This is a genomic window from Pseudaestuariivita atlantica (assembly GCF_001205715.1).
Lineage (GTDB): Bacteria > Pseudomonadota > Alphaproteobacteria > Rhodobacterales > Rhodobacteraceae > Pseudaestuariivita > Pseudaestuariivita atlantica.
The window spans coordinates 14,367-39,166 of record NZ_AQQZ01000012.1 but is presented as its reverse complement, the minus strand read 5'-3'; the positions used below and the strand labels follow the sequence as shown (position 1 = coordinate 39,166).

General features: G+C 60.2%; 30 protein-coding genes. 9 read left to right on the top strand and 21 right to left on the bottom strand.

Annotated features, from left to right (window positions below):
- Positions 1-174: 174 nt before the first annotated feature.
- Both ATO11_RS18675 and ATO11_RS18670 read right to left on the bottom strand, forming a co-directional pair.
- Positions 175-660, bottom strand: a complete 486-nt coding sequence (locus tag ATO11_RS18675) for a PIN domain-containing protein (RefSeq protein ID WP_050532444.1) — start codon at positions 658-660, stop codon at positions 175-177.
- Positions 661-667: 7 nt separating this feature from the next.
- Positions 668-1,729: a helix-turn-helix domain-containing protein gene (locus ATO11_RS18670; protein WP_050532443.1), complete on the bottom strand. Its 1,062-nt coding sequence runs from the start codon at positions 1,727-1,729 to the stop codon at positions 668-670.
- 285 nt (positions 1,730-2,014) lie between these two features.
- Here ATO11_RS18670 and ATO11_RS18665 point away from each other — a divergent pair, with 285 nt between their 5' ends.
- Genes ATO11_RS18665 through ATO11_RS18655 form a run of 3 tightly spaced genes read left to right on the top strand, consistent with a single transcriptional unit; the run spans position 2,015 to position 4,679 of the window.
- A complete protein-coding gene (locus ATO11_RS18665; RefSeq protein ID WP_050532442.1) occupies positions 2,015-3,001 on the top strand; it encodes a CBASS cGAMP-activated phospholipase in 987 nt (328 codons plus the stop codon).
- Entirely contained in the window at positions 2,998-4,197 is a 1,200-nt protein-coding gene (locus ATO11_RS18660; protein ID WP_050532441.1) for a nucleotidyltransferase domain-containing protein, read from the top strand. Before ATO11_RS18665 ends, ATO11_RS18660 begins: the two co-directional genes overlap by 4 nt.
- Positions 4,198-4,202: 5 nt before the next feature.
- Positions 4,203-4,679 carry a type II CBASS E2 protein gene (locus ATO11_RS18655; RefSeq protein ID WP_050532440.1) on the top strand — a complete coding sequence of 159 codons (477 nt, stop codon included), beginning with the start codon at positions 4,203-4,205 and terminating at the stop codon, positions 4,677-4,679.
- A 232-nt stretch (positions 4,680-4,911) separates the two neighbouring features.
- Here the strand turns inward: ATO11_RS18655 and ATO11_RS18650 are convergent, their stop codons facing one another.
- From ATO11_RS18650 to ATO11_RS21890, 6 genes are all read right to left on the bottom strand, one after another.
- Positions 4,912-5,640, bottom strand: coding sequence for a DUF736 family protein (locus tag ATO11_RS18650; protein ID WP_050532439.1), 729 nt, complete (start codon positions 5,638-5,640; stop codon positions 4,912-4,914).
- A gap of 124 nt (positions 5,641-5,764) precedes the next feature.
- Positions 5,765-6,067, bottom strand: coding sequence for a hypothetical protein (locus tag ATO11_RS18645; RefSeq protein ID WP_050532438.1), 303 nt, complete (start codon positions 6,065-6,067; stop codon positions 5,765-5,767).
- A gap of 16 nt (positions 6,068-6,083) precedes the next feature.
- The gene (locus ATO11_RS18640; protein WP_050532437.1) at positions 6,084-10,358 is read right to left on the bottom strand and encodes a strawberry notch-like NTP hydrolase domain-containing protein; all 4,275 of its coding nucleotides are present in this window, start codon (positions 10,356-10,358) and stop codon (positions 6,084-6,086) included.
- 101 nt (positions 10,359-10,459) lie between these two features.
- The gene (locus tag ATO11_RS21335) at positions 10,460-10,612 is read right to left on the bottom strand and encodes an antitoxin PaaA2 family protein (protein WP_082176446.1); all 153 of its coding nucleotides are present in this window, start codon (positions 10,610-10,612) and stop codon (positions 10,460-10,462) included.
- Positions 10,602-10,796 carry a hypothetical protein gene (locus tag ATO11_RS18635; RefSeq protein WP_050532436.1) on the bottom strand — a complete coding sequence of 65 codons (195 nt, stop codon included), beginning with the start codon at positions 10,794-10,796 and terminating at the stop codon, positions 10,602-10,604. Before ATO11_RS18635 ends, ATO11_RS21335 begins: the two co-directional genes overlap by 11 nt.
- 94 nt (positions 10,797-10,890) lie before the next feature.
- The gene (locus ATO11_RS21890; protein WP_134643167.1) at positions 10,891-11,091 is read right to left on the bottom strand and encodes a hypothetical protein; all 201 of its coding nucleotides are present in this window, start codon (positions 11,089-11,091) and stop codon (positions 10,891-10,893) included.
- Between the two features lie 375 nt (positions 11,092-11,466).
- On the opposite strand from ATO11_RS21890, the gene ATO11_RS18630 reads away from it, so the two are divergent.
- The 5 genes from ATO11_RS18630 (at position 11,467) to ATO11_RS18610 (ending at position 15,558) form a co-directional block, all read left to right on the top strand.
- On the top strand, positions 11,467-11,997 hold the full coding sequence (locus ATO11_RS18630) for a hypothetical protein (protein WP_134643166.1): 531 nt from the start codon (positions 11,467-11,469) through the stop codon (positions 11,995-11,997).
- Entirely contained in the window at positions 11,994-12,617 is a 624-nt protein-coding gene (locus ATO11_RS18625; protein ID WP_050532434.1) for a glutathione S-transferase family protein, read from the top strand. The genes ATO11_RS18630 and ATO11_RS18625 overlap by 4 nt, the downstream gene beginning before the upstream one ends.
- A 74-nt stretch (positions 12,618-12,691) precedes the next feature.
- Entirely contained in the window at positions 12,692-13,762 is a 1,071-nt protein-coding gene (locus ATO11_RS18620; protein ID WP_050532433.1) for an ABC transporter substrate-binding protein, read from the top strand.
- 9 nt (positions 13,763-13,771) lie between these two features.
- Positions 13,772-14,821, top strand: a complete 1,050-nt coding sequence (locus tag ATO11_RS18615) for a FecCD family ABC transporter permease (protein ID WP_082176445.1) — start codon at positions 13,772-13,774, stop codon at positions 14,819-14,821.
- Entirely contained in the window at positions 14,818-15,558 is a 741-nt protein-coding gene (locus tag ATO11_RS18610) for an ABC transporter ATP-binding protein (protein ID WP_050532432.1), read from the top strand. The genes ATO11_RS18615 and ATO11_RS18610 overlap by 4 nt, the downstream gene beginning before the upstream one ends.
- Before the next feature lie 38 nt (positions 15,559-15,596).
- Here the strand turns inward: ATO11_RS18610 and ATO11_RS18605 are convergent, their stop codons facing one another.
- From ATO11_RS18605 to ATO11_RS18545, 13 genes are all read right to left on the bottom strand, one after another.
- Complete coding sequence (locus tag ATO11_RS18605; protein WP_242601464.1) at positions 15,597-16,097, bottom strand: hydrogenase maturation protease; 501 nt, start codon at positions 16,095-16,097, stop codon at positions 15,597-15,599.
- 7 nt (positions 16,098-16,104) lie between these two features.
- Entirely contained in the window at positions 16,105-16,833 is a 729-nt protein-coding gene (locus ATO11_RS18600; RefSeq protein ID WP_134643165.1) for a Rieske (2Fe-2S) protein, read from the bottom strand.
- Entirely contained in the window at positions 16,830-17,186 is a 357-nt protein-coding gene (locus ATO11_RS18595) for a hypothetical protein (protein ID WP_134643164.1), read from the bottom strand. The genes ATO11_RS18600 and ATO11_RS18595 overlap by 4 nt, the downstream gene beginning before the upstream one ends.
- A 3-nt stretch (positions 17,187-17,189) precedes the next feature.
- A complete protein-coding gene (locus ATO11_RS18590) occupies positions 17,190-17,840 on the bottom strand; it encodes a hypothetical protein (protein ID WP_134643163.1) in 651 nt (216 codons plus the stop codon).
- Between the two features lie 9 nt (positions 17,841-17,849).
- Positions 17,850-19,730 carry a nickel-dependent hydrogenase large subunit gene (locus ATO11_RS18585; protein ID WP_050532427.1) on the bottom strand — a complete coding sequence of 627 codons (1,881 nt, stop codon included), beginning with the start codon at positions 19,728-19,730 and terminating at the stop codon, positions 17,850-17,852.
- 27 nt (positions 19,731-19,757) lie between these two features.
- On the bottom strand, positions 19,758-20,033 hold the full coding sequence (locus tag ATO11_RS18580) for a hypothetical protein (RefSeq protein WP_050532426.1): 276 nt from the start codon (positions 20,031-20,033) through the stop codon (positions 19,758-19,760).
- Positions 20,030-20,329, bottom strand: a complete 300-nt coding sequence (locus ATO11_RS18575) for a hypothetical protein (RefSeq protein WP_050532425.1) — start codon at positions 20,327-20,329, stop codon at positions 20,030-20,032. Before ATO11_RS18575 ends, ATO11_RS18580 begins: the two co-directional genes overlap by 4 nt.
- A complete protein-coding gene (locus ATO11_RS18570) occupies positions 20,326-20,622 on the bottom strand; it encodes a hypothetical protein (RefSeq protein ID WP_050532424.1) in 297 nt (98 codons plus the stop codon). The genes ATO11_RS18575 and ATO11_RS18570 overlap by 4 nt, the downstream gene beginning before the upstream one ends.
- 3 nt (positions 20,623-20,625) lie before the next feature.
- Positions 20,626-20,949 (bottom strand): hypothetical protein, encoded by a 324-nt coding sequence (locus tag ATO11_RS18565; RefSeq protein WP_050532423.1) that lies wholly within the window; start codon positions 20,947-20,949, stop codon positions 20,626-20,628.
- Between the two features lie 12 nt (positions 20,950-20,961).
- The gene (locus ATO11_RS18560; protein ID WP_050532422.1) at positions 20,962-21,243 is read right to left on the bottom strand and encodes a hypothetical protein; all 282 of its coding nucleotides are present in this window, start codon (positions 21,241-21,243) and stop codon (positions 20,962-20,964) included.
- A gap of 10 nt (positions 21,244-21,253) precedes the next feature.
- Positions 21,254-22,513 carry an NADH-quinone oxidoreductase subunit B family protein gene (locus ATO11_RS18555; protein ID WP_082176441.1) on the bottom strand — a complete coding sequence of 420 codons (1,260 nt, stop codon included), beginning with the start codon at positions 22,511-22,513 and terminating at the stop codon, positions 21,254-21,256.
- A 74-nt stretch (positions 22,514-22,587) separates the two neighbouring features.
- Positions 22,588-23,001, bottom strand: a complete 414-nt coding sequence (locus ATO11_RS18550) for a MerR family transcriptional regulator (protein WP_050532421.1) — start codon at positions 22,999-23,001, stop codon at positions 22,588-22,590.
- 6 nt (positions 23,002-23,007) lie between these two features.
- The gene (locus tag ATO11_RS18545; RefSeq protein ID WP_050532420.1) at positions 23,008-23,790 is read right to left on the bottom strand and encodes an ATP-binding protein; all 783 of its coding nucleotides are present in this window, start codon (positions 23,788-23,790) and stop codon (positions 23,008-23,010) included.
- 51 nt (positions 23,791-23,841) lie between these two features.
- Here ATO11_RS18545 and ATO11_RS21885 point away from each other — a divergent pair, with 51 nt between their 5' ends.
- Positions 23,842-24,777 (top strand): CobW family GTP-binding protein, encoded by a 936-nt coding sequence (locus ATO11_RS21885; RefSeq protein ID WP_207382987.1) that lies wholly within the window; start codon positions 23,842-23,844, stop codon positions 24,775-24,777.
- The last annotated feature ends 23 nt before the right edge of the window (positions 24,778-24,800 follow it).

Here is a 24,800-nt window from a genome sequence, read left to right as displayed (position 1 = left end):
ACTCTCCGGTAAACCCGGGGCGGTTCACACCGCGGTGAGGCCGCATGGCCGAATGCGCGACGTACCGAAGGGCCGTTCTCCCCTGCGACACGCGAAGCCGAGCAGGGGAGGCCGACAGGCTAAAGCGAAGAAGAGCTTCGCAACAATTTCCTTCCAGCAAGCCGAATAAACAAGCTAGTATCTCGCAAGGCGCCTATTGATTTCCCTGATGGGAAGTCTGCATCTCGGGTGATCACGAACCGCCTCGAGGCCCGACTTGAGGAGGACGGTCGAACAAACCTCGTGACGTTCCATCTCATCGAAGACCCACAGGACGCCGTGCATCGCGATTTCTTGGCGCTCTGCCTCAACCCTGAGCGCTCCATCTCCGGTAAGGAGAACCCAGCCCCTCTCAGCCGCGAGGCAAAATGCAAAGACATCTGGCGTCGATAGCATAGCTTTCGCCCGCTTCAGCTCAGTCGCGCGTGTGGTTTCTTCTGGCGTAAGCTCCTCCACTCTCAGTCCCAGATCGATCAGATCAGGGCCCATCCAATCAAGGAGTTCCGCTTCATAAAGAATATCTGGAACAACGAAATCATAGGGGAGGTCAAAGAGCCTTGCGGTCAGCGAGGCTCTCTCGATGTCGATCAGGACAGAAGTATCAGAAACAAGAACTTGCACACAGCGACTATGCCATGTGGTCCAAACGTTCTTCCAGTTCTTTTACTCGTATTTCGAGAAGCTCAGCTGCGCGAGACAACCCAATCAACCCCTCGGAGAGGGCACGAAAACACAACCTTTGAAAACGGTCCGGTTCTTCTCGTTCCCAAGGAATGGAATTCGGCTCCTCGAACGGCTCATCCCGCCAACCTCGTTGCTTATAGACCTTAAAGAGGCGCGCAAATGTTGCCTGGTTGATGATCTCCAAATCCTTGCATCGATACGTCAGCGCCTGAATGCTAACGCCAAAACGATCCTTCAGACTAATGAGCTCACCAATGCTTATGTCAGTTCTGCGGGCACCAATCTCCTGCCGAAGCACTTCTGCCGGAACGAGGAATGCGCCAGCAAATCGATTTGCGGCGCGTTCTGAATCGCACCCTTCGGCGACCCTAAGAACCATGTGGCCCAGTTCGTGAGCCAGACTGAAGCGCTTCCGCTCAGACCAGGTCTTCTTCTTGATCATGATAACACGTGCGGAGTGATGCTCTTTTCGACGGACTTTGGCCGCAAGGCCATCAATCCGATCAACGTCCAGAGACAACACCTTTATGCCGTGCTCCTCGAGGAGTTCGGAAAGCATTGGAATCGGGTCATGACCAAGCTGCCAAGAAGCACGCATGTTGCGAGCCGCGTCCTCGGCATCACGAACATCGGTCACCCAGTAGGGCGCTTCGTGCGGGGCATCCCATTCCTGACTCGAAAGGTTCAGCAAGCTTTCGACAGCCAGGTACTTTTCAACCATATTGAGCGTCTTGGCTTCGATCGTCGCGATCTCCTTGGCTGACGAACTGGCTGACTTGCGAAACTCAACGCCCTCCAACTCAAGCTCGTCATCGCTCAGCAGGAAATCAACAGAGACCTCGAGTGCTCGGGCAAGACTCAGCAGCACGCCCGATCCGGGCATGTCTTCATTGCGCTCGTACTTGCCTATGGCTTGAGCGGACACCTTGTTCTCCATGGCATCGGAAAGCGCACGGAGCGAAAGGCCAGATGCCGCCCGGGCTCCTTTGAGTCTCTTGCCAATCATAACGTCCTCCCAGTGGGTGGTTTACATTTCACCCATATGATTGATATTTTGTAAACTGCAATGCTTGAAAGCGCGGCTTTTTGTCCCTAATTTGTAACACGAGGCCAAAAGGAAGGCAAATTTGTAAACCGCCCAATCGCCCCAAGAGGCGTTAGACAGGCAACGAAGCGAGGAAGCAGCCATGAACATACCGTTTACGGGCGAGCTGACACCAAGGTTTCAGAGCATCGTAGGACTGCCTGATAATGGGCTGGTTGATCCAGTCTTAGAAAAGCTAGGTGCATCATGAGACGCATCCTAAGCATCGATGGTGGCGGCATCAAAGGCACCCAACCCGCGGCTTTCCTAGCGGGTTTGGAAGAAGACCTTGATGAGCCGATTGGCCGCTACTTCGACCTGATTGCGGGAACGTCAACCGGGGGTATTCTCGCGATCGGCCTTGCCCTCGGCATCCAGGCCAAAACCCTCCTCGAACTCTACGAAAATCGCGGGCCGACGATTTTCGGGCAAGCGGGGGACAACAGCTGGTTCGGGCGAAAGGCTCGGGACGCGCGTGCCGCCTTGCGTCACCTGGTCAAGCCGAAGCACGATGCATCGACGCTTCGGGACGAACTCCATGCCGTCCTTGGCGACAAGCTCATCGGCGAAGCTGAGACCCGGTTGCTGATCCCGGCCTGGGATGCCGACCAGCGCAGCGTCTACATCTACAAGACGTCGCATCATCCGCGGCTCACTAAGGATTACCGGAAGCCGGCCCTTGACGCCGCGATGGCGACGTCGGCCGCTCCAACCTATTTCGCGCGTCACAAGACAGTGGATGATGTCGGGCTTCTAGATGGCGGCACTTGGTGCAACAATCCGGTAGGCGTCGCGACCGTCGAAGCGATTTCGATGCTCGGCTGGTCTTCGCAGGAATTGCACATCCTGAGCCTGGGCTGCGTCGACGAGGTCTACATGCTGCCGGAATCCCCCGGCAAGGCCGGTCTCGGGTTGAAGGCCCTCAGCCTTCTCATGGACGGTCAGTCTCGCGGTGCGCTCGGCATTGCCCGTCATCTGACAGGTGATCCGCATGACCGAACGGCTGTTCACCGGTACTCGCCGAGCGTGCCGGACGGTTTCTTTTCCCTCGACGACACCACCAAGATCCAGAGGCTCAAGGGGCTTGGCGCCTCGAGCGCCCGGCACGCGAGCCCCACTCTGACCCCCATCTTCTTCCAGCAACCTGCCGAGCCGTTCGTGCCCGTGCATCAACTCGAACGGAATGCGGCATGAACCAGATCTTCTCGCACCCCCTCACCGATACCGCCATTCAGCGGCGGGCGCAGGTCTTCACGATCCTCGAAGAAATCTGCCAGGAGCTGGAATGGACCCAGACCCAGTTCGAGAAGGCCCGTACCAGTTACGAAGCCGTCGCAGACTGGTTGGCCGGATCGAGCGACCCGATGCTTGCTTCCCTCCATGTCTACCTGCACGGCTCCGGCGCACTCGGCACCTCGATCAAACCGATCGGGCGCGACGAGTTCGATGTCGACCTGATCAGCTTCATCCTCGGCCTCGGCCCGGAAATCGCACCGGCACGCCTGAAGGCCGCGGTCGGCAAGCGCCTGCGCGAGCACGCCTACTATGCCTCTATCCTGGAAGAAAAGAAGCGCTGCTGGCGCCTGAACTACGCCGGCGATTTTCACCTCGACATCTCCCCGACCATTGCCAACCCGAACTGCATGAACGGCGGTGAGCTGGTGCCCGATCGCAAGCTGCGGGATTGGCACGCGACGAATCCTCGGGCCTATCGGACCCTCTTCGACGAAAGGGCGGCCCTAGTCCCGCAGATGACGCAGTCGATCATCGCGGCGCAGCGCGATGCGGCGACGACCGAGCCTTTCCCGGTACGTCAGTCCGTCAAGGGCATTCTGCGGCGGACCGTGCAACTCCTAAAGCGTCACCGGGATCTGGAATTCCTGCATGTTCACGAGGAGATCGCACCGATCTCGATCATCATCACGACCTTGGCCATGCGATCCTATGAGATGTGCGTCAGGCGCCACGTTTTCGCAGACGAACTCCAGGTGTTGATCGACACGATCCGCCTGATGCCGGTCTTCATCGAGCGGCCCCTAGTCAATGGCCGTCAGATCTACGCGGTCTGGAACGAGACCACCGAAGGTGAAAATTTTGCCGAGCGTTGGAATGAAGAACCCGCGCGGGTCGAAGCCTTCTACAAGTGGCATAGCAAGGCGCTTGCGGATTTCGAATCCCTGCGTGACCTCGTTGGCCTCGACGCGATTGTAGGCTCCATGAAGGACAGCCTGGGTGACAAACTTGTTGCCCGGACCATGAACCGGCGGATGGATGCGCTGAACGAGGGGCGAAAGACGGGGGCACTCGTGCTTGGTGCGGGTGTTGGCCTGACCACCCAAAAATCGGCCGCTTCGACGCCCGTTCCCAAGAACGAGTTTTTCGGGGACTAAGCGCGATGGCGGGATCGACCACAAGAAACCGGCTGACACTGCCCCAGCAGTACCTGTTCCTGCAGAAGTCCAAGACAGTAGCCGGCGAGGGGGTGGTCGGTCCGCGCCGGTTGGAATGGCATTTTCACGCACAACCTACGCCGCTTTCCCGGACGTATCAGGTCACCCTTGTCCTGGAGAGGGACGGAACGCCGGACGTTCGGGTTGTAGATCCTGACTTGAGGTTGCTCGCCGGTCAACGCGACCTGCCGCATATCTACCATGACCCGGATCGGCTCTGTCTCTATCTGCCCGGAACCGGACAATGGGACGCCAGCAAGCGTCTGGACCTCACCATTATCCCCTGGACCCACCTCTGGCTGATCTATTTCGAGGAATGGCTTGCATCGGACGAATGGAAGGGCGGAGGGAAGCACCCTGGAGAGGATGACCCAAACGAGGGCAACCGTGCGTTGAGGCGCAGCCTTCAACGACAACGCTAAAATCCGCTGTTAATCTCATTGTATGATGTGAACCGAGTTGGAACCGAGTGACTGTGGCGGATGGTCGTTTTAGACGTGAGGCAACGGCGGCGCATAATCCTGAGAACCACAGTAGGTCGGTTCGGCACTCAACAAACTCAAGTGCGTATCTACACCCTGTCAGCACAGAAAAAGGGGAACCGTGTCACCACGGCTCCCCTTTCGGTTCAGCTCGTTCAGTCTCAAACGCTGATCACGCGACCAGCGACAGCCCCGCGCCCGTGTCCTGCGCCTGATCGCCATTGTCGATGAACGGGATGATCGAGAAAGTCTGCCCGCCGCGCTGCTCTTCGCTCTGCACGGCGTTGACGCGCAGGTCGCCATCGGGCGTGTTGATCAGCAGTGACAGGTACTCATTGCCCGTGCGGCTGCTTTTCGCCATCCAGGCCGAGCCGACGCGGATCGGCGTGCCACGGGGCGAGCTGACCTCGATGCGGTAATCGGGATGGGTCTCCTCGGTCTTGTAGCTGTTATCGATCAGCATGAACTCCAGATCGAACATCATGTTGGCGATGTAGCCTGTGAAGGCGTTGTCGGCGTCCATGGCGGTGAGCTCGCCCGAGATCGAGCCGGATTTCATCAGGCTGTTCGAGACAAGAGGGATGATCTCGAATTCGCCGCTCCGGGACTTGCGCGCCTCTTTCGTCTGCACCGCGTTGACCCGGAACGGGCCGAGACCGACATCGATCTGCATCGAGATGTAGGGGTTGCCGCTGGTATTGCCGGTTTCGTTCCAGGCCGTGCCGATGCGCACCTTGCGGCCCGATTTGTTGACTGCCGTCACGTCAAAATCCGGGCTGCGTTCGGACATCTTGGCCCGCGCCTCCAACTGGATGGCGATGTCAAAGCGCGTCGAGTGGATCATGCCGGAGTACTGAGCGGCTGCGGTCTCGACATTGCGGGTGAGGGTTCCTGCGAACATGGGATAGTTCCTTTTGGATTGGCCGGTGTCTGACGTCCTTGCCAGCGCATCCGGGATTGCTTTCTCGACCCCTTGAGGGATCACAAATCAGAAAGCTTGCTTTCCTTTCAGCCCCGCCCACGGGTCAGAGCTGCCGTCCGAGTGGGCATGCCCCCGCGCCTCCTGGTGCTATGCCCCTCCCCTGCCCGTCTGGTCTAGATTGGCTGCCAGGATTTTCCGCGCTGTCCTTCGATCGCGCGATGAAGAACTCCGCCTCTTTTCCGTTCAAGCGGTGCCCGCCCCGATCAGTCAGACCGATGCAGCTCCCGTTCGGCAGATAGGTGATCAGGTATTGGCCGAGGCTGTCCTTGTGCACGCGGTAACCGGTGTTGGCCCAATGTACGGTCTGACCTGCATCGATGGCGGCTTTGATCTCTTCGAGTGTCATGAGATTCCCCCCGCACCTATTCCGCTGCCACTGAAGCCACGTCCTGCGCGGCGTCTGGTCCGGTTCCAACAATCCGGGAGAGTATGTCCAGTGTGTCGACACCGTTCCCATGCGGCAGGAACACCCGCAGCTGGAAGGCGATGATCTCGGTAAAGCAGCCGAGAGCCTTGAGGCCGTCGATCATGCCCTTGTCCGCGCCGCCAAGCTCGAGGCGCATCTCGCCTGCGACACGGCGACGGGTCAGGGTCATCCCCCGGCCCAGATCGACAGGCGCAGTGGTGCCGAGGACAGCAGTCAACATCTCTTGCGGCGTTTGCGGATTGGAGACGAGGAAGCGGGCGCGCAGCGCGGCCGCCCCTTCCTCGCTCAGCGTACGCCCGATCATCGCGGTCGCCCCGTCGGGCGTGACCCTATAGATGCGCTCATTGGAGGTCGGGATGTCCTTCCAGATCGGCAGCAGCAGCCCAGTCAACAGGTAGAGCTTGGTCGTGGTGGTTTTTGGCAGGGACGCAGCCTCGGCATCCCAAAGCAGCGCAAACTCAGGCTTGCCGATCTCTTCCCAGGCCGACGACTCGAAGCGCGTCTCCTCGAGGTAGCTCGACCCGTTGGGCCGCACTACCTTGCGCATGAGGGTGACGATATCCTCGTCATACATCTGCATGGGCCGCGCCGAGATGAGCGCCGCGCGGCCGGAGGCGCGATTGACCATCGGCAGCTTGTCGGGATTGCGCGACATGGCCTCTTCGGCGCCGAGGACATTGACCGGGTCCGTCACCTCGAGCCCGATGATCCGCGTCACTGCGCCGGATTTCGGGCAGGTCCAGAGATCCTCTGTGGAGACCTGTTCGATCTTTTCGCCACGCAGGGTTTCCACGCCGAGATCGAGCGTGCCTGCCGCGCGCGCCCGTTCGGTCTGATCAGCGATCCGGCGCATGAACTCGGCAAAGAGCGCGTTCTGCATGTGGATGGGAAGGGCAAGCACCCGATTCAGAAACCGCTGGATCGGGGGAAGCTCCTCGAGAAGCACACCGTCCTTGTCGATCAGTCGCAGGGCTGTCCAGTCGGTGAAGCTCTCGTAGCTCATCGCCTCGGTGCGCCCGGCGGCAAGATCGGCATAGTAGCCACGCAATGCCGCCCGCGCGATCGGGCTTTCAAGACTGTCCTCCTCGCGGAACATTCCTTGCGAGCCGGTCTCGCGCTGGCCCTTGGTCAAGGCCCCCAGCTGGTCGAGGCGCTTGGCAATCGTCGAGGTGAAGCGTTTCTCACCATGCACATCCGAGGTGCAGACCCGGAAGAAGGGCGCGCTGACCTGGGCAGAGCGATGCGTGCGGCCGAGCCCCTGGATGGCCGCATCGGCGCGCCAGCCGGGCTCCAGCAGGTAGTGCCGCCGCCGTTTCTGGTTCTTCGCCGTCTGCGCCGCATGGTAGGATCGGCCCGTGCCGCCCGCGTCAGAAAAGATCAGGATATCCTTCTCTCCGTCCATGAAGGCCTGGGTCTCGGAAGAATTACTGCTGGCGGCGCGCTTTTCGATGAAGAGATGGCCATCCGCGGCCTTGAGGGGCCGGATGGACCGACCCGTGACTTCAGCGACGGCCTCGTCACCAAAGGCCCAGAGGATCTGATCCAGCGCCGAAGCGATCGGGGCCAGCGTCATCAACTCCATCATCGCCGCATCGCGCAGGGCGAGCGCCTCGCGCGAGACGACCAGCGCCCCGGTCTCATCCCGCAAAGGTTCCGCCACCATATTGCCGTCGATCTCCACGAGCTTTTGCGCATGGATCGGGAAAGCCTGCTCGAGGTAGCCCAGCACATAGTCGCGCGGCGTCAGCGCGCCCTCGACCAGCTCGTCTTCCGGGTCCATTGCCTCGAGCCGGCGCTTCAACAGGCTTTCGCCTGTCGAGACGACCTGGATGACGCACGCGTGGCCCGTTGCCAGATCGTCCTCGATGGCGCGGATGATGGTCGGTGCCTTCATGCCCATCAGGAGATGGTTGAAGAAGCGCTGTTTCGTGCTTTCAAAGCGGGACTTGGCCGAAGCGCGTGCGGCCGAGGCATTTGTCTCCCCCGAGGCGTCGTTGACACCGGTCGCGGTCAGTGCAGCTTCGAGATTGTGGTGGATCGTCCGAAACGCAGTCGCATAAGCATCGTAGATCTCGATCTGCGCCGGGGTCAGCGCGTGCTCGAGCACGTCATACTCCACGCCGTCGAAGCTGAGGGCACGGGCCGTATAGAGCCCTAACGTCTTGAGATCGCGCGCCACCACCTCCATGGCGGCGACACCACCCGCCTCCATCGCCGAGACAAAGCTCTCGCGGCTCGGAAAGGGGTATTCGGGTCCCTGCCCCCAGAGCCCCAGCCGCGCGGCATAGGCGAGGTTGTGCACGCTCGTGGCGCCGGTGGCCGAGATGTAGAAGACGCGTGCGCGGGGTGCTGCCAGTTGCAGACGCAGGCCTGCAAGGCCCTGCTGGGAGGGTTTGACCCCCCTGCCCTGCTCGGACCCTGCGGCGTTCTGCATGGCATGGGCCTCATCGAAAGCCAGCACGCCGTCGAAGTCTTCACCCATCCACTCAAAGATCTGGCTCAGCCGCGTGGTGCCGCATTTGCCCGCCGAGCGCAGTGTGGCGTAGGTGACAAACAGGATACCATCGCCCATCGGGATGGGCTGGTCCGGTTTCCATTTGGAGAGCGGCTGGATGTCGGCGGGCGAGCCGCCGAGATCGGTCCAGTCGCGGATCGCGTCCTCGATGAGCGTGGCGGATTTGGAGACCCAGATCGCCTTCCTGCGGCCGGCCAGCCAGTTGACGAGGATGAGCCCTGCGCATTCGCGCCCCTTGCCGCAGCCGGTGCCGTCGCCAAGGAAATACCCGAGGCGATAGGCCCGTGCATCGGGGTCATCTTCGGCGCGCGTCAGCTTGGTCTGGTCGTCATCGATGGTGAACCGCCCGGGCAGATCGCGCCCATGGGCATCATTCGCCATGATGATGGTCTCTAGCTGCGCTTCGGAGAGATGTCCCTCCTCGATCAGCTTGCCGGGCAGACGCAGTTCCGCCCGACCGTCACCTGAGGGCACCGGCGGTGCCACGGAAGCCATGGCGATGCTTTCGACCAGCGGCGTGGGATGTTCCTGCGCACCCGCGATCTCGATCCGCTGCGGGCGATAGCGCGCATAGATGTCCGAGATGGGGGTGTTATCGCGCGGGACATCGAAGCTTGTGAAACTGAGCGGGATCGCGGCATTCACCCGGGGCCTGGAGGCAGCGACAGGCGCAGCGGCGGTCTTACGCGGGGCAGAGGATGGAACGGTCGGTCGCCCGTGAGGGATCGCCACTGCTTGTTGTACGGGGCGCATCTCGGGCCGGGTTGCGGCCACGGCGTCGACATATGCCAAGGCCTCATCCAGATCCTGCACACTGGCCCGGATGAACGTACCATCCTCCTGCACCTTGTCGAAGACCACCAGCTGGGTTTCGACAGAGGTGCCGAGCTTGCGGTAAACCTGCCCCGGCATCGTGAGCGCCAGGCTCGGCGTCAGCAGGCCGCAGGCGCGGGACCAATGCGCGGCATCGCGCTCAGACGTGAATCCCGGCGGCATGATCGCCACAAGCCGCCCGCCGGGTGCCAAGCGCTTTGCAGCCGCGATGAGATGCTTTGCGGCGATGTGCTTGTCTCGGGACCGATCTACCGAGGAAGCGAAGGGCGGATTCATCACCACGACGTCGGGCAGAACCGGCGACTGCAGCAGATCGTCGATATGCTCACCGTCATGGCCCGTCACATCGCAGCCAAAGACCGCGCGCAATAGGCTCTGGCGAAAGGGATCGATCTCGTTGAGCAGAAGTGTGGCACCAGCCCGTGCCGCAAACGCAACGAGAGCGCCGGTGCCCGCCGAAGGCTCCAGCACGGTCTCGCCCTTGCGGATCGCTGCAGCCCGCACCGTCAGGGCCGCGAATGCCAGCGGCGTGGAAAACTGCTGCAGCCGGATTTGCTGCTCTGAGCGGCGGGTTTCCGTCAGGAGCCGAGAGGCAAGGACCTTTGCGGTAGCGAGGTCACCTGCTGCGATGTTCCCACGCTGCAGCATCTGGACTGCCGCGGCCTGCATCAGGTCGTAGGCCATCCGCCAGTCCCAGGCACCGCCGGCATCGCTGCCATGAAAGGTCTCGCGCATGATGCGCGCGAGCGCTGAACTGCGCAGGGGTTGGTAGTCGATCTCCATGCCGATTTGCGCCAGCGCAGAGGCGAGATCAGCGTTGGAGATTGAGAGAGCCGGGTTGGCCGTTCTGGGTTTGGACATGGGGATTTTCCTTTGGATCAGGGTCTGAGTTCCAAAGGACAAAAGCCCACTTTCGCTTTTCAGGGTGATGAGGTCAGACCGCGCTGACCTCCAAGACTTGGTCAGGACTTGGGTTCGACCTGCCGCTTCGCATCAATCAATGCCTGTGCGGCCCGCATCACCTGAACCTGAGATGTTCCCGAGCGTGCATCCTCCAGAGCGGCCTGTACCTTCATGCTAAACCAAGCGTCATACGAATTCGCTTCAGCGGCCACGGAAACGCTCCTCAAAACCCATATCCAATAGCTTTCCAAGGTCGTCGGGCACGTCTGCAAAGCGCACCGCAATTGGGAAACGGTGCCCCGTCAGGTCAGTCGCGCATTGCCCTTCGAGATCGAGGTGCTGACCACCCTTTCCCCTTTCGTCCATCGCGCTTTCTCCGACCTTATCGTTAGCCATTACTTCATCATTCCGCGTGGCGTCGTAAACGGCAAGGCCATTGTGATCACATCAAGTCGCGCAACTTGGGGATCGAATGCCGGAGGGGGCACAATCATACGTGAAGCTCGAAGCCGCCGTTCATTGGAAGCGCGGCGAAATCTGACTCTGAGCCCATACCGGAAGTCTTCAAATTACGCTGCGCGCGCACGCAGCGCGAAAATTGCTGCGACAGCGTAGATCCCCATGCCGCTTTGCCGCAGGAAAAGCGGTCATTGATGCGCGCTGCAGCGGTAACGACGAGCGCAAGGATCAAGTCGCGGGACAAAGCTGCCGATTGTTTTCTGTGACCAAAGGTCCGCTTTGTGCGCTACGCAACCGAAACGAAAAGCACCAAGGCCGGGAAGTGGTCGTTCGCCGCCGACGTGACATGTCTGGCTGCAAGTGGCGAAGCGGACATTCAAACCGGTGCAATTTTGAGGATTTTGCTGCATCGATGCAAGTCGTCCTCGAACCCATGAGCAGTAGGCTGCGTGATGCAATAACGGCCACGACACTACTCGTTCCAACAATAGCCTACCTGCGTTGACATCTCACGGTTGCTGAGAACTCGGCGCACGCGTCTTTGCATAGCAATATCCTTCCACTAAGCTCGCTGCGTGAAGGCTCTAGATCAATTGCGGAGATCGTTGTGATAAAAGTGACCGATGGTGAGACGGTTCTGGAGTTCAGGTTTGACGATCTGCTCCGCTTTCACGGTACCCGCAGCATTTGCGGACTAACGGTCGCCTATAAGGTGATGGAAGCGGCATGGGAGGCGATCTGGCAGGGTGACCCGCCGACACGGGAATCGTTGGATGTCGCAAGTGCCTTTCCGGGGCCTGGGACCCGTGACGGATTTGAAATGGTCACAAGGGCGGTGACGCGCGGTACCTATGAAGTTTTGACGGATGTCGCACCTAGTGATCTGGTCGCCGAAGCGGCGAAAGGAGCATATTTCTTTCGGTTGTCCGATGGTCAGCAGATTATTGAACTTGGTCTGAAGCCGGGAATGTTGCCTGAGGAATTCATTCCAAAAAGGCGAAAGATGGCGCGAGGGGAGGCGACCGAAGATGAGGCTGCAGATTTTCGATCACTGCAATTTGCGTTCTCGGACAAGTTGCGCGGCCTGGCGGCGAAGGAGGCAGTCAACGTCATTGATATAAGGCCGGTCGTTCAATGACGGGATCGCTTCCCGTTCTTTTTGGCAAGTTCCTGTCGCCCTATGTCCGTCGTGTCGGTGTCACGATGCATGTCCTTGGCATGCCGTTCGAGCGTTCGGTGATTTCCGCCATAGACGACGAGGCGAAACGGGAGGCCGTTAACCCCGTGGGACGAGTTCCCGCCCTCAGCCTAGTTTCGGGCGAGGTGCTGATCGATAGCGTGGCGATCCTCGATTATCTGGACGAACTGGCGGGGCAGGATCGAGCGTTGGTGCCGCACTCGGGAAGGTCGAGGCGCGAAGCGCTGCAGTTGCTCGCGATTGCCACGGGCGCCATTGACCGCGCGATGACCGCCAACGCCGAACGCCGCCGCGCGGATCCGGACGCAACGCGGATCGAAAGGTTGCTACGGCAATGCCGCCAGGGTTTCGACGTTCTGGAGGAAAGGCTTCACGGAAGGCGCTTTTTTAACCGTGACGCCTTGCAGCAAACCGACATCACCGCAGCGATTGGATTCCGGTTCGTCAACCACATCTTTCCGGGTACTCTGCCGGACGGTGAACGACCGGCGCTTTTAGAACTGTCGCGCCGATGTGAAGAGATGGAAGCATTCCGATTGGCCGAGATCGAAGAGCCTTGAGCATCGTTCTGGTATCTGTTGACGCGCCCAAGCGCTTGTTGTCTCATACTTTTCAATAAAGGGGAGGGAATTCAGTGAAATCACTTGCTTTCGCCGCAGCGCTTGCATCTGCGGCCAGTTGGGCAATCGCCGATCCGATCAGCTTTGAGGATCAGCGCGAGCGGACAGTCACACTCGACGGCGAGGCCGAGCGTGTCGTGACTATTCCGATCCCGGCGGCGTCGATGTTCATCGCTGTCGACGGCGGTACGGATCGGTTGGTCGGCATGCATCAACTTTCCAAGACTGCCATCAAGGGGCGAATCCTTGAGCGTTTCTATCCAGATGCGCTGGCCATTCCGTCGAACATCACCGGCAAGGGGTTCAGCTTTGTGCCGAATGTCGAAGAGTTGTTGGCGCTTGAGCCGGACCTTGTGTTCCAGTGGGGCCACCTGAACGACGATATCATCGATCCCCTGGTCAACGCGGGGCTGAACGTCGCGCTGATCAAGATCGGACAGGAGGCCTTTACCCGCAAGTGGCTGACGATCATGGGCGAAGTCACCGGCAAGCCTGAGAAGGCCAAGGCAATGATCGACTGGCGTGACGATGTGATGGCGGAGTTGCAGGCCGCAACCGCCGGTATCGCCGAGGGCGACCGCCCCCGTACGCTTTACTTTATGAACTATCTTTCAAGCCTGCGTGTGGCGGGCGGCAAGTCCTACAACAACTTTTACATTGATCTGGCGGGCGGCAAGAACGTGGCCTCAGAACTTGGAATGTTTGTTGAGGTTGGCATCGAGCAGATCATCTCATGGGATCCGGAAGTTATCCTTTTGAACGGTTTCGAGGCCAAGCTGAGCCCGAAGGACGTCTACGACAATCCGCTTTTGGCTGATGTCTCGGCCGTCAAGAGCCGCCGTGTCTACAAGATGCCGCTTGGCGGGTACCGCTGGGATCCGCCCAACCAGGAAAGCCCGCTGACCTGGCTTTGGCTTTCAATGGTGCTGCATCCCGACAAGTTCAATTGGGACATGGCCGACCGGATCAACCGCAACTACGAGTTCATTTATGGTCAAAGCGTCGATGCGGATGACGTTCGCAACATCCTGCGCTTTGACATGAACGCGGATGCAGCCAATTACGACATCTTTGCGGATGGTTAGGCGGGGGCGGTGAGCCTCGTCGATGAAACCTCGACCCCGGCCGCGAAGCGGCGGCTGGGGCTTTGGACTACCCTTCTGAGCCTCCTTGCGGCAAGCGTGCTTTTCTCGCTTGGGATCGGTCGCTTTGGCGTGTCCGTCAGCAATGTGGTAAGCATCCTTCTAGGCAACGTCCTGCCACTGGAGCCGACATGGCAACCGGTCGAGGAACGGGTGGTTGAATTGATCCGGATGCCGCGCATCCTGATCGCGGGGCTTGCGGGCGCGGGGCTTGCCGTGGCCGGTGCCGCCCTGCAGGGGGTGTTTCGGAACCCGCTGGTCGGGCCCCAGATCATCGGTGTTTCTTCCGGCGCGGCGTTTGGCGGTGCCTTCGCCATTCTGGTCTCGGAAAGCCAGGTGCTGTTGATCGGGTTTGCCTTCGGGTTCGGAATGCTGGCCATGCTGGTGGTTTACGGGATCAGCCGCCAGCAGGGCCGCGCCTCGATCCTGATGCTGGTACTGGCGGGGATCGTGACCAGCGCGTTCTTCTCGGCGCTTGTTTCGATCACCAAGTTTGTCGCTGATCCGGATGACAAATTGCCCGCGATTGTTTTTTGGCTAATGGGCAGCTTCGCTTCGGCTAGCTATGACAAGGCTTTGCTGATTGGCCTGCCCGTCGCGCTCGGCTCGCTTGTGGTGTATCTGATGCGCTTTCAGATCAACGTCTTGTCGCTTGGCGATGAAGAGGCGCAGTCGCTTGGACTGAAGGTCGAGCGCACGCGCTGGATCGTGCTGATCGCCGTCGCGCTGATCAGCGCCGCGGTGGTTGCGGCCGCGGGTATTGTCGGATGGGTCGGGTTGGTGATCCCGCATTTTGCGCGGATGTTGACGGGGCCGGACCACAAGGTTTTGATCCCTGCGGCGGCCCTGATCGGGGCGATCTATCTAATCCATGTCGACAACGTCGCGCGTGCCTCGATAGCCGCCGAGATCCCGGTAGGCATCATCACTGCGTTACTGGGCGCGCCGGTCTTCGCCTATTTGCTGCGGCGCGCGGCCAACAAGGGGTGGTCGTCGGAATGATCCGGGTCGAAAACGCCGCCTTCCGCTTCCGCGAGGACTGGGTGTTCCGAGGGGTGAACTTCACGCTGGAGCGCGGTCAGACCGCTGCCATCCTCGGCCCTAACGGGCGAGGCAAGACCACGCTTTTGAAGTCGATCGTAGGATTGCTGAAGCTGGCGGAAGGCCGGGTCGAGACCCATGGACGGATCGGCTATGTCGCACAGAAGAACGACATGTCTTTTTCCTATCGGGTCCTTGATATCGTGGTCATGGGACGCGCGGCCCATGTGGGGATGTTCCGGACGCCTGGGATTGAAGACTACCAGATCGCGCGCCTTACGCTTGACCGGCTTGGGATTGGCGGCTTCGCGGATCGTATCTATACCCAGCTATCGGGCGGCGAGCGACAGCTTGTGATGATCGCCCGGGCCTTGGCCTCGGAGTGCGAAATCCTGATCCTCGATGAACCGACCTCGGCGCTCGATTTCTCGAACCAAGCGCTTATTCTCGGGATACTCGGGCGGATCGTATCCGAAGACGGTTTGACCGTTTTAATGACCACCCATGTGCCTCAGCACGCACAGCATTTGGCCGACACCGTCTTGCTGATGCACGGACCCGAGCGTCAAGATTGGGGTCTGGCGCATGAGATGCTGACCGAGGCACGGCTTGAGGCTCTTTATGGGGTCCCTGTCAAAGCGCTGGAAGTTGAAAACCACGGCAGGACCGAGACAGCATTGGTGCCACTTTTCAGTTAAGATGCCGATTTCTTTCAAAGAAATCGGACCGGAGACTTCTAAGGTTTCCGGCTCTCCAATCCGTTGAATGTCTCTAGCACCTTGATCACCATATCCACGGCACGCGGCAGGGCGGCTTCGACGGATGGATGCATGGCAGTGTCGAAGCTGTCGGGATCAAAGGGCTGGCAGCCGATGATCCGCACCAGCGGCGGAAGCGCGCCCACGGATTGTGCCAGGGTCAGGGCGCGCACCGGGGTAGCGTAGTGAACATCCGCAAAAAAATCGCGGCGCTCGCGGTCGCTCATGTCGCCGGCCTGAGGCAATTCGGGTTCGAGCAGCCAAAGATCGCCAGGTTTGCCGCCTCGGTCGAAAGCATCGAACAGGATCAACGCGGAATAACCGCGCATCAGTTCCTGCACCAGATGGATGCCACCGATCCCGGTTTGCTGCACTTCGCAATCGCGGGGCTTGCGCGGGTCTTGGGCCAGCATCTGCGCGGCCCGAACACCGAAAGCATCGTCGCCCTTCAACTCGTTCCCGACGCCCGCAACCAGCACGCCCAAGTCAGAACGCCGGAAGTTTGGCTTCAAAAGGCACGCCAAAGCCGATCATCCGGCGGCCGTCTTCCTCTACCCTCACAGGAAAGCACTCAAGCGCGGAACCGCCGCCCAACTTCTTGCCGCTGCGGATGTCGAACGAGCAGCCAGGCCCGTTCGGGCAATGCCACATGACGCCGTCGAGCCGCCCGTTTTCGAGTGAAACGCTGTGGTCCGGGCAATCGCCCGACAGCGCGTAATCCACCCCCTCCAGACGGAGCAGAAGGACGTTACCTTCTTCCAGAGTGCAAAGATAAGCCGTGCCCTCATTGGCCAGGGCATCAGGCGGCGCCGGAGACCAATGGGGCGGTTCGGCGGGGATAGCCGCGTTCACGCCCGCATCGCGAGTGGCGAGGTTGGGGATATCCTCGCCGACAAAATCCCAGACCTTCTGACAGCCAGGCACCTCTGGCGGCAAAAGATCGTACATCCCCATCAGCGAGTTGATCGCCGGATCGGTAATCACCTGTTCCAGTACGCCTTCCTTGAAGAGCCGCACCAGGCGGTGCAGCGCTTCGCGGTGAACCGCGTCGATCCCGGCCATGGCGGCGAAGACCCTGTCACGGGTTTCGGCGTCCTCGATTTCGTCCAGCGCGCCAAGCATGGCCGCCGTCTGAGCCATGAGGTCCTGCCATTCTTCATTGCTGCGATAGCCGACTAGCGGCTGGTCATCGGCTATGGTCGGGTCCTGGCTCAATGGTGATGATGCTCGTGATCGCAAACCTCATCGCCATCGCAACAGCCCGCATTGCATTCGCCATGGGTGCTTTGCTGAAACTCGGTGAAGCTTTCGTAGAACATCACGCCCGCCTTGCGCTTGCCGCCGCTGCTGAAGCGATAGAAGTCGCCCTCGCGGGTCAAGGTCCCGTCCTCGGCAAGTTCGGCCATTACTTCGGTCACGATGTCAAAATCGTTCTGCAGGAATGGCATCACGGATTGCGGATTGAACCGGTCGCCAAAGCCTTCACCCTGGTACCAATAGCAGATCTGCAGAACGTCTTCACGGACAATCATCCTGTCCAGCGCGTTCGTGTCTTTCGCATCGCTCATCAATCAGCCTCCCGCGGCGTTCGCCACGTGGGTTTCCGCAAATGACCGCACCGGGCAGAGCATGTCCGCTGTCTTGTCGGTCACGGTTGAATTCTGCGCATCCACGCCCTTCATTGCAAGCGTGGTGACCTGCGCGACCAGCTTTTCGCGTATCTTGTCCGGCGCATAGCCAAGCTCGATTTCAAGTTTCTCGGGACTGGCGCGGCCCTCGTTCTCGGCCATCACAAGGCGACCGAAGGTGTCAGGGGCAAGGTCGGCTTCGACCGTGAAGCACTCGCTAGGCCAGACGTCGAAATAGCTGCCGATCATCAGCGTATTTTCCAAATCGACGATGCCGGTCACCGCCTCATAGACCCTTTCCTGCACCTTGGCTTCGGGTTGGTGTCCGCCGCGCCAGCGGTACGCAGCGACAGTCCCTGGCGCGGCGCTCTCTGCTGCCAACCCGACCAGAACGATCCGGTCGGGTCGCTCAAGCTCGCCGTCCTGGAACCTTTGCACCACATGGACGGGGCTCCAGGTGAAATTCTCAACCGAGACGTGAGGCGCGTCCTGAAGGGCCGCTTCCAAGTCGCGCATCAGCTTCGGGCCAAGCGGGTAGCTGTCGACAACCGCCGAATAGCCGACAATCCCGATCGTCACGCGCGGTTGAGCCATGATGCGTCCTCAGTCGATCCCGCAGGCGCAGGTGGTGACTTCGCGAGTCACGACGCGGTCCGAGCCTTCAACCATCACATGGGTCGTACACGGCATGCATGGATCGAACGAGCGCAGCGCCCGCAGGATGTCGATGCCCTGGAAATCCTTTTCGTCGTTGAAGGCCGTTTCAATGATCGGCGTGTTCATCACCGCGCGCTCATAGGGTCCGCCTTCGCCCCAGGGCGTGGCGGGGCAGGCGTTCACGGTCGAGGGCGTCACGATCTGGTAGTTCGCAAGCAGCCCGTCCTTGATCTCGCAATGGTGGCTAAGGAAACCACGACCCGCGCCCCAGAAGCCCGCGCCGATGGCGTGGCCTTTCTTCGGGATCTCGAACGGGGTTGCCACCTTGGTTTCGCCCTGCTTTTGCAGATCGAAGGCGCGGACCAGGTTTTCCAGCGTCACAAGTAGGTTGAAGGCCACAGCATAGGCCCGCGCGCGGTTGCGTTCAAAGGCATTCCAGACATCGGGCACGTGCCATTCCAGATTGGCCGCCGGCAAAGCCTCGCCCTTTGGAATGTTCAGTTTCAGGCTGTGGCCGGTCGATTCGAAGTATTCGCTTTCGGGAATCTTCTGCGCCATGGCGGAAATATAGACCCGTGCATAGGCGCCCGCCTCGAACGTCATCCGGTCCCAAGTGGGGGTGGTCGACCAGCTATAGCGTTCCTTCCAGTTCTGCGCGCCGGGGCGTGGAATGGTGGTCTTGTTCCATGGATGATTGGGGGACAAAGGGTTGCCCAAGGGATCGGTCTTGAACGGATAGTCTTCCCACTTCTCATAGTAGGAATGTTCGACGAACTCTTCGAGGCCGACATTGATGTCGGTCAGCCGCGTTGTGACCAGCTTGCCGTTGACCACGACACCGGGCGTCGACCAGCGCTTTTCCCCCCAGGCGTTGCAGTTCTCGTAAGAGGCATCGTAGTAATCTTCGTGATCCCACTGTCCGAAATCGATCATGGTTGCCGGGATCCGGCCGACCTCTTTGTACTTCGGATCGCAGTCATAGAAGAAGTCGAACACATCATCCCAGATTGCGACGCATTTCTTGGCATAGTCGAAGAATTGCGAGATCTTCAGGTAGAATTCGTTGAAGGTTGTGGTGGTGATCGTTGTTGTGACACCGCCTGGAATGATCGTTTCGGGGTGCGGGTACTTGCCGCCCAAAAGAACGTAGGCCTCGCGCGCGACACGGGTCATGTTCAAGGCTTCCAGGTACAGCTTGCCGGTCAGCGGATTGAGATCGGTCATGATCTCGGCAATCGTTTCGTAGCCGTGCATGTCCTTGCCCGGAGCAGCCGCCGTTTGCGCCTTGTCCCAGACTTCGGGGTTCGTGGCCTTGACGAGCGATTCCGAAAAATCAGGGCCAGACAGCACGAAGAGGTGCAAAGGATTGTCGTAAAGATATTCGCAGCTGAGAAGCAGGTTCCGCACGACGATGCCCAAAGGCGGGGGCTTGATGCCAAGCGCCATCTCGATGGACAGCGCCGAGGCGGTCGAGTGAACACCGCCGCAGACGCCGCAGGCGCGCGACGATATGAAAGCGGCATCGCGGGGGTCGCGTCCGCGCAAGATCACCTCGTAGCCGCGAAAGAGCGTCGCCATTGCGTTGGTCTCAAGGATCTTGCCTTCCTTCAGATCGACGGTTGAATGAAAGGCCAAGGCCCCCGCAACACGCGTCACCGGGTCAAAATCCACATCCGCCAATTGGCCGTTCTTGACCGCGAGTTCCTTCAGCTTGGTTTCGCGCTCTTCCAGCGTTCGGGTCTGGTATTCATACGGATTGCGCACACCTTCTTTCAGGAAGGCATTGCCCTGGTCATCGAACTCGATCGGCAGGTTTTCAAAGCACATGGACGGGTCTTCCTTCCGTTTTCGTTCTTATGTCCGGGTTCCGGCGACTTTGACAATCGCAGCCAGGTTACCATTGGCCGCCAGAAGCGGTGCGACAAGGGCGGTCAGCCCTTCGTTGATCTCGTCTACGCGTCCGTTCAGGGGCCCCGTGTTGTCGCGGATGGCCACCAGCCCACCGGCCAGCGCCTCAAGATGATCGGCGCCGCGCTTCAAGGCAACATATATGCCGATCAGATGGTAGGCGACGACCAGAACGATCAACAGCACGACCACCAGCGAGATGATGCCAAGGGTTGCGATCATGACGGGTCCTCCTCGGCACGTTTGGCCAGCATTCCGGCCACGATGCCGGTTTTTTCCTCGATGGCTGTGGCGACCGGTGCCATGGCAGCGGCGGTCGCCAGAGTGTCGTCAAGTGCCGGAATGGCCTTGGTGTGGCCGACGATCTTGACCCCGGCTTCCAGCATGTCCTCCAGATAGCCCTCGATGGCGCGGGCATTCCTGAGGGCGCGCGAAAGAAGCGCCAGGGCAAGGGGCACGATCACCACGACAACAATGACAAGGGTGACGATCCAGATGGTCAGGGCAAGGGTGCTCATGATCCGCTCTCCTGTGCGACAAGGGCGGAGTGAACCTCGCCCAAAGTTGCGTCCACCGCTGTCAGCCCTTCGGCAATTGCGCCAAGATCGGCATTCAGCGCGGGCGCGGCGGCGGGCAAGTGCGATGTCTCGCGCTCGATGGCCCTGAGACCCAGGCGCAGCTTTGCCAGATAGCTCTCACCAGTTCCGCCGATACTTTCGAGCGCCTCGTTTATCCGAATCAGTGCCGCCGCCACGATGCCAAGGAAAACCAGCGTGGCGAGGCAGGTGATGAATGTCAGCAAGGTGATCATGGTCTAACCCCTGTGCCAAATGCATTTCGGGCAGCTTGGGCAATCCTGCGCATGGTCGCGAATGGCCTCGGCACTGCCAAGGATGCGGCCTGCGCGACCCAGAATGCCCTGCACGTATTCATGCGTTCTATAAAGCACCGCGATGTGGATCGTGTTGTTCGCTACGCGCTGACCATTGGCCCAGACGGTAGCGACCTCTTCATCAATGGCGGCGGCGGTGCGGATGATCTGGATAAGCAGCACCGCGACCACGACGGTAACGACGGCGACAATGATGATTGCGAACCACCAGCTTGCGATTGGATTTGTTCCGTGGATCAGGCCCATCTTGTTCCTCCCTCAAGCCGCGCTGTCGTTTTGGTCATGGCTGACTGCCTGGACGATGGCCGCCGCGTTCTCGTCGATGGCCTGCGCGCCGTCGAGCAGCCCCTTCGCCACCGAGTTCGTCGCCGTCAGAGACCAGACCGAGCGGGTATTCGTGTCGATCTCGGCCACCACGGCGGAGGCGGTTTTCGCCAGCCCAAGGATGCGGCGCGCCTGCATCAGGATGCCGATCAGAAGCGTCGCGACGATGAGAACCACCAGAAGGCCCGCCAGAAATCCGAGTGTCCAGAGTGTCATTCCCGCCCCCTTATTCCGCCGCCATCTTGTCTTGCGCTGTTCCCTTCTCAAGGTAGCGCGACGCCGATTTTTGCAGTTTTTTCTGCCGGTCTGAGCCAGGCGTGAATTCGGTCCCCATCCCCTTCAGCTTTTCATAAAAGAAGCTGACTGCCTTGTCGGTGCGACTGGGTTCACCAACGACATTTGCCCAACCAGATGGCACATGAGCCTCTTCTTTCCAGCGCGGCGTTAGATTGCGACTACGTTGGGTGAATTTCCTAAGATAGGACACAAAGGAACCCGCACCGCGCGAAATATTCGAGGACACAAGTGTTCCGGGCGGGCGTTTGTAGAAGGGTGCGAAAGCGTCCGGAAAGCCGGGCATGGTGCATCCGATGCAAATGCCGCCGGTGTTCATGCAACCGCCGTTGTGGCCGATGGCCCCGCGCGAAACCATGTTGCATTGCACCACGGGGCCCCAGCAGCCCAGCTCGACCAGGCATTCTTTCTGCCCGTATTCATCAGCGAATTTGCCTTCTTCGTAGTTTCCTGCGCGAACACAGCCCCGGTGTACAGTCGACTGGAACATCCAGGCCGGGCGGCCCAACTCGTCAAATTCGGGTAGCGGGCCGACGCCGGCAAGGAACATCAGCACCGAGGCTACGGTTTCTGTGATGTTGTCGCCCAGGGGAGAGCATCCGGGGATGTTGATCGGCGGCAAGCCAAGCGCCGACAAGTAGTCTTTGCCCAGATAGTCCATCACCGACATGGCGTTTGTCAGATTGCCCGAGGCCGCCGGAATGCCGCCCCAGGTCGCGCAGGTCCCGACTGCGATCACCGCAGCTGCGCCGGGTGCCAGGTCGCGCAACCAATGGGCTGTCGGGATCGGCTGGCCGGTTTCGTCATCGGCCCCCATGGCCGACCAATACCCGCCGAAGGCCCCGGCGATATCCTCATCGGCAACCGAGCCTTCCTGGATCACCACATATGGCGCACCCAGCTTGCCGTTCTTGGCGTCGTGATAGGCCTGCATGAACCGATGCCCAGCCGTCACCGACAAGACCGGATGGTGCAACACAACCTTCGGCAGGCCCGGAATGGTTCCGGTGATCAATTGTTCGACCGTCGGATGCTTCGCGCCCACGGCAGCAATCGAGCAACCGTCACAGGACATGCCCGCAAGCCAAAAGGCATGCACCTCCTTGATCGGGCTTTCGTCGATCAGGAAACGCGGGATGTAGTCGCCTTCGCGCGGGACATTGGCTTTTGCACGTTCGCCGTCTTCGGGCATCGCCTTCTCCAGACTTCGGATGTCGTTTCAGTTTTCCGATGTTTAGCAGGTTGCCCCAAGGGCAAGGTCAACGGCTAATTTTCGGTGATCTTGCAGTCGCAGGCGCGGCCCAAAAGAGCGCAGATGCAGTTGCCGGGGCGGTCTCGCGGTGTCGTTGCAAGGCTGAGATAGCGCGAGTCCATGTCCTCGAGTTTCCCTTGCAGAACAACAACTTCCAGCGATACCGCGCTGCGTTTCTCGTCCAGAATGCCCAAGAGGTTACGGCGCAGATCGGCCCTGTCGCCTGCCAAAAGCCCGGCAATCTCATCCAGGGATAAATCGATACGGCGCAGAGCCACCACAAGGCGCGCCGCCGCTTCGGCTTCGGGCGAAAAGCTGCGGTATCCATTCTCGCCGCGGGCCGCAGGTGGCAGAAGGCCGATTTTCTCGTAGTGGCGCAGCGTCTTGGTGGAAACCGACAGGTCTGCTGCCAATTCGCCGATCCGCATGGTGCCTCAGGCCCGCGCGAGTTCGTCAATCGCTGTAGCGACCCGGCGCAGCGACTGAACGCCCGGCGATCCGGGCGCATGGTCGTAGGGCGCCTTTTCCTGCCGTTCGGCTTCGACCATATCGTCGTCCAGCGGCACGGCCCCGATAATCTCCATCCCGTGCTGATCGCAAAAGGTCTGGATCGCTTCCATGTCCGCGTCGTTGCGCACCTTGTTGGCCACGACCTTGATGTGTTTGATCCCCAGTTCCTTGGCGAGAGCCGCCGTCCGCATGGCAGCTTCAAGCGAGCGATAATAGGGTTCCGCCACCACAAGCATCATATCCACATGGCGCGCAGTTCCCCGTCGCAGATGCTCCAGTCCGGCCTCCATATCCGTGACCGTATGGTCGCCGAATGATGTCAATTCGGCGACAAGGCCGCGCACCGCGCGATGCGAAGCGCACATGCAACCCATTCCCGCCGTGCCATGGGCGGGCTGCCCCATGACGATCAGATCCACGTTATCGGCGGCAGGCGACGCATAGGTCGCGATGATCTCTTCGCGCGGGATGGTCGGCACCATTTGCACAACGCCATCGACCTTCTCGCCCTGCGTCATAATCTTGGGCGAGATGTAGGTAATCGCATCGGCCTCGGCCCGCGACATGCCAAGTGTCAGCGCCAGGTTCGGATTGGGGTCCCCGTCAATAGCCAGGATCTTGCGCCCTTCATCAGCGAAGATCCGTGTCAGCGTCCCGGCGATCGTGGTTTTGCCCGAACCGCCCTTTCCGACCGTGGCTATTTTCATCGCGTCCTCCCGTTGATAGTGTCGACTCTGAAACTGAAGGGAAACTCCCAATTGAGCAAGCCCACAGTCGACCGGCTGCCCTTGACCCTGCTGACCGGATTTCTGGGGGCGGGCAAGACCACGTTTCTGAACAGATACCTGAAAACGGATGCCGGTGCCGGCACCGCTGTTCTGGTGAATGAGTTTGGGGATGTCGATGTCGATGGCGCGATCATTGGAGCCTCTGTCGGATCGAACCGGCTGTTGAACTTGCCGAACGGCTGTGTGTGCTGCGAAGTTCAGGATGACCTTGCCGAGGCATTGGTCGAACTTTGTGACCGTCAGCACGCCGAGGGGCTTGACCGCTGCGTGATAGAAACCACGGGCCTCGCCAACCCGGGAAGCATTTTGCGCGGCGTGGCCCACGATCCCCGGCTAAAGACGCGGGTCAAAGTCGTCCAAACAATCTGCGTCGCCTCCGCGCCCTCGATCCGGGATCAGGCCGAAGAATTTGTCGAAGCCGCTGAACAGATCACGCTCGCCGACCGTATCGTCGTCAGCAAATCCGATCTGCTGGAGAAAGACCCTTCCGAGGTCCTGGCATACCTCGGCAACCGGGCTCAACTGGCTGAGATCGCTCTAGGGACCAGTGACGTCGCTGCGCTATTTGCGCCGCCAGAAACGGCACGGCCCGTTCCCCATGCGGACACCCACAAACACACCCATGGCATCGCGACCTTCTCGGTCGATCTTGCGGGCACCATCGACCGCGACCTCTTTCGCGACATTCTGTCGTTCTGGATCATGCGTCATGCCGAGCGGCTTCTCCGCGCCAAGGGAATTCTGCGCTTTGCCAATGAAACGGACATGCATCTGGTCAACATCACCCATGATGTCTGTGAGATTGAGCCTTTTGGTCAAACCGCGCCAGCCAGGATAGTTTTCATCGGGATCGACCTTCCCGAGGACGACATAAGGTCTGACCTCACCCGTTGCCTTCAACCATAACGGAATTGCGAAGGTCCGCCCGG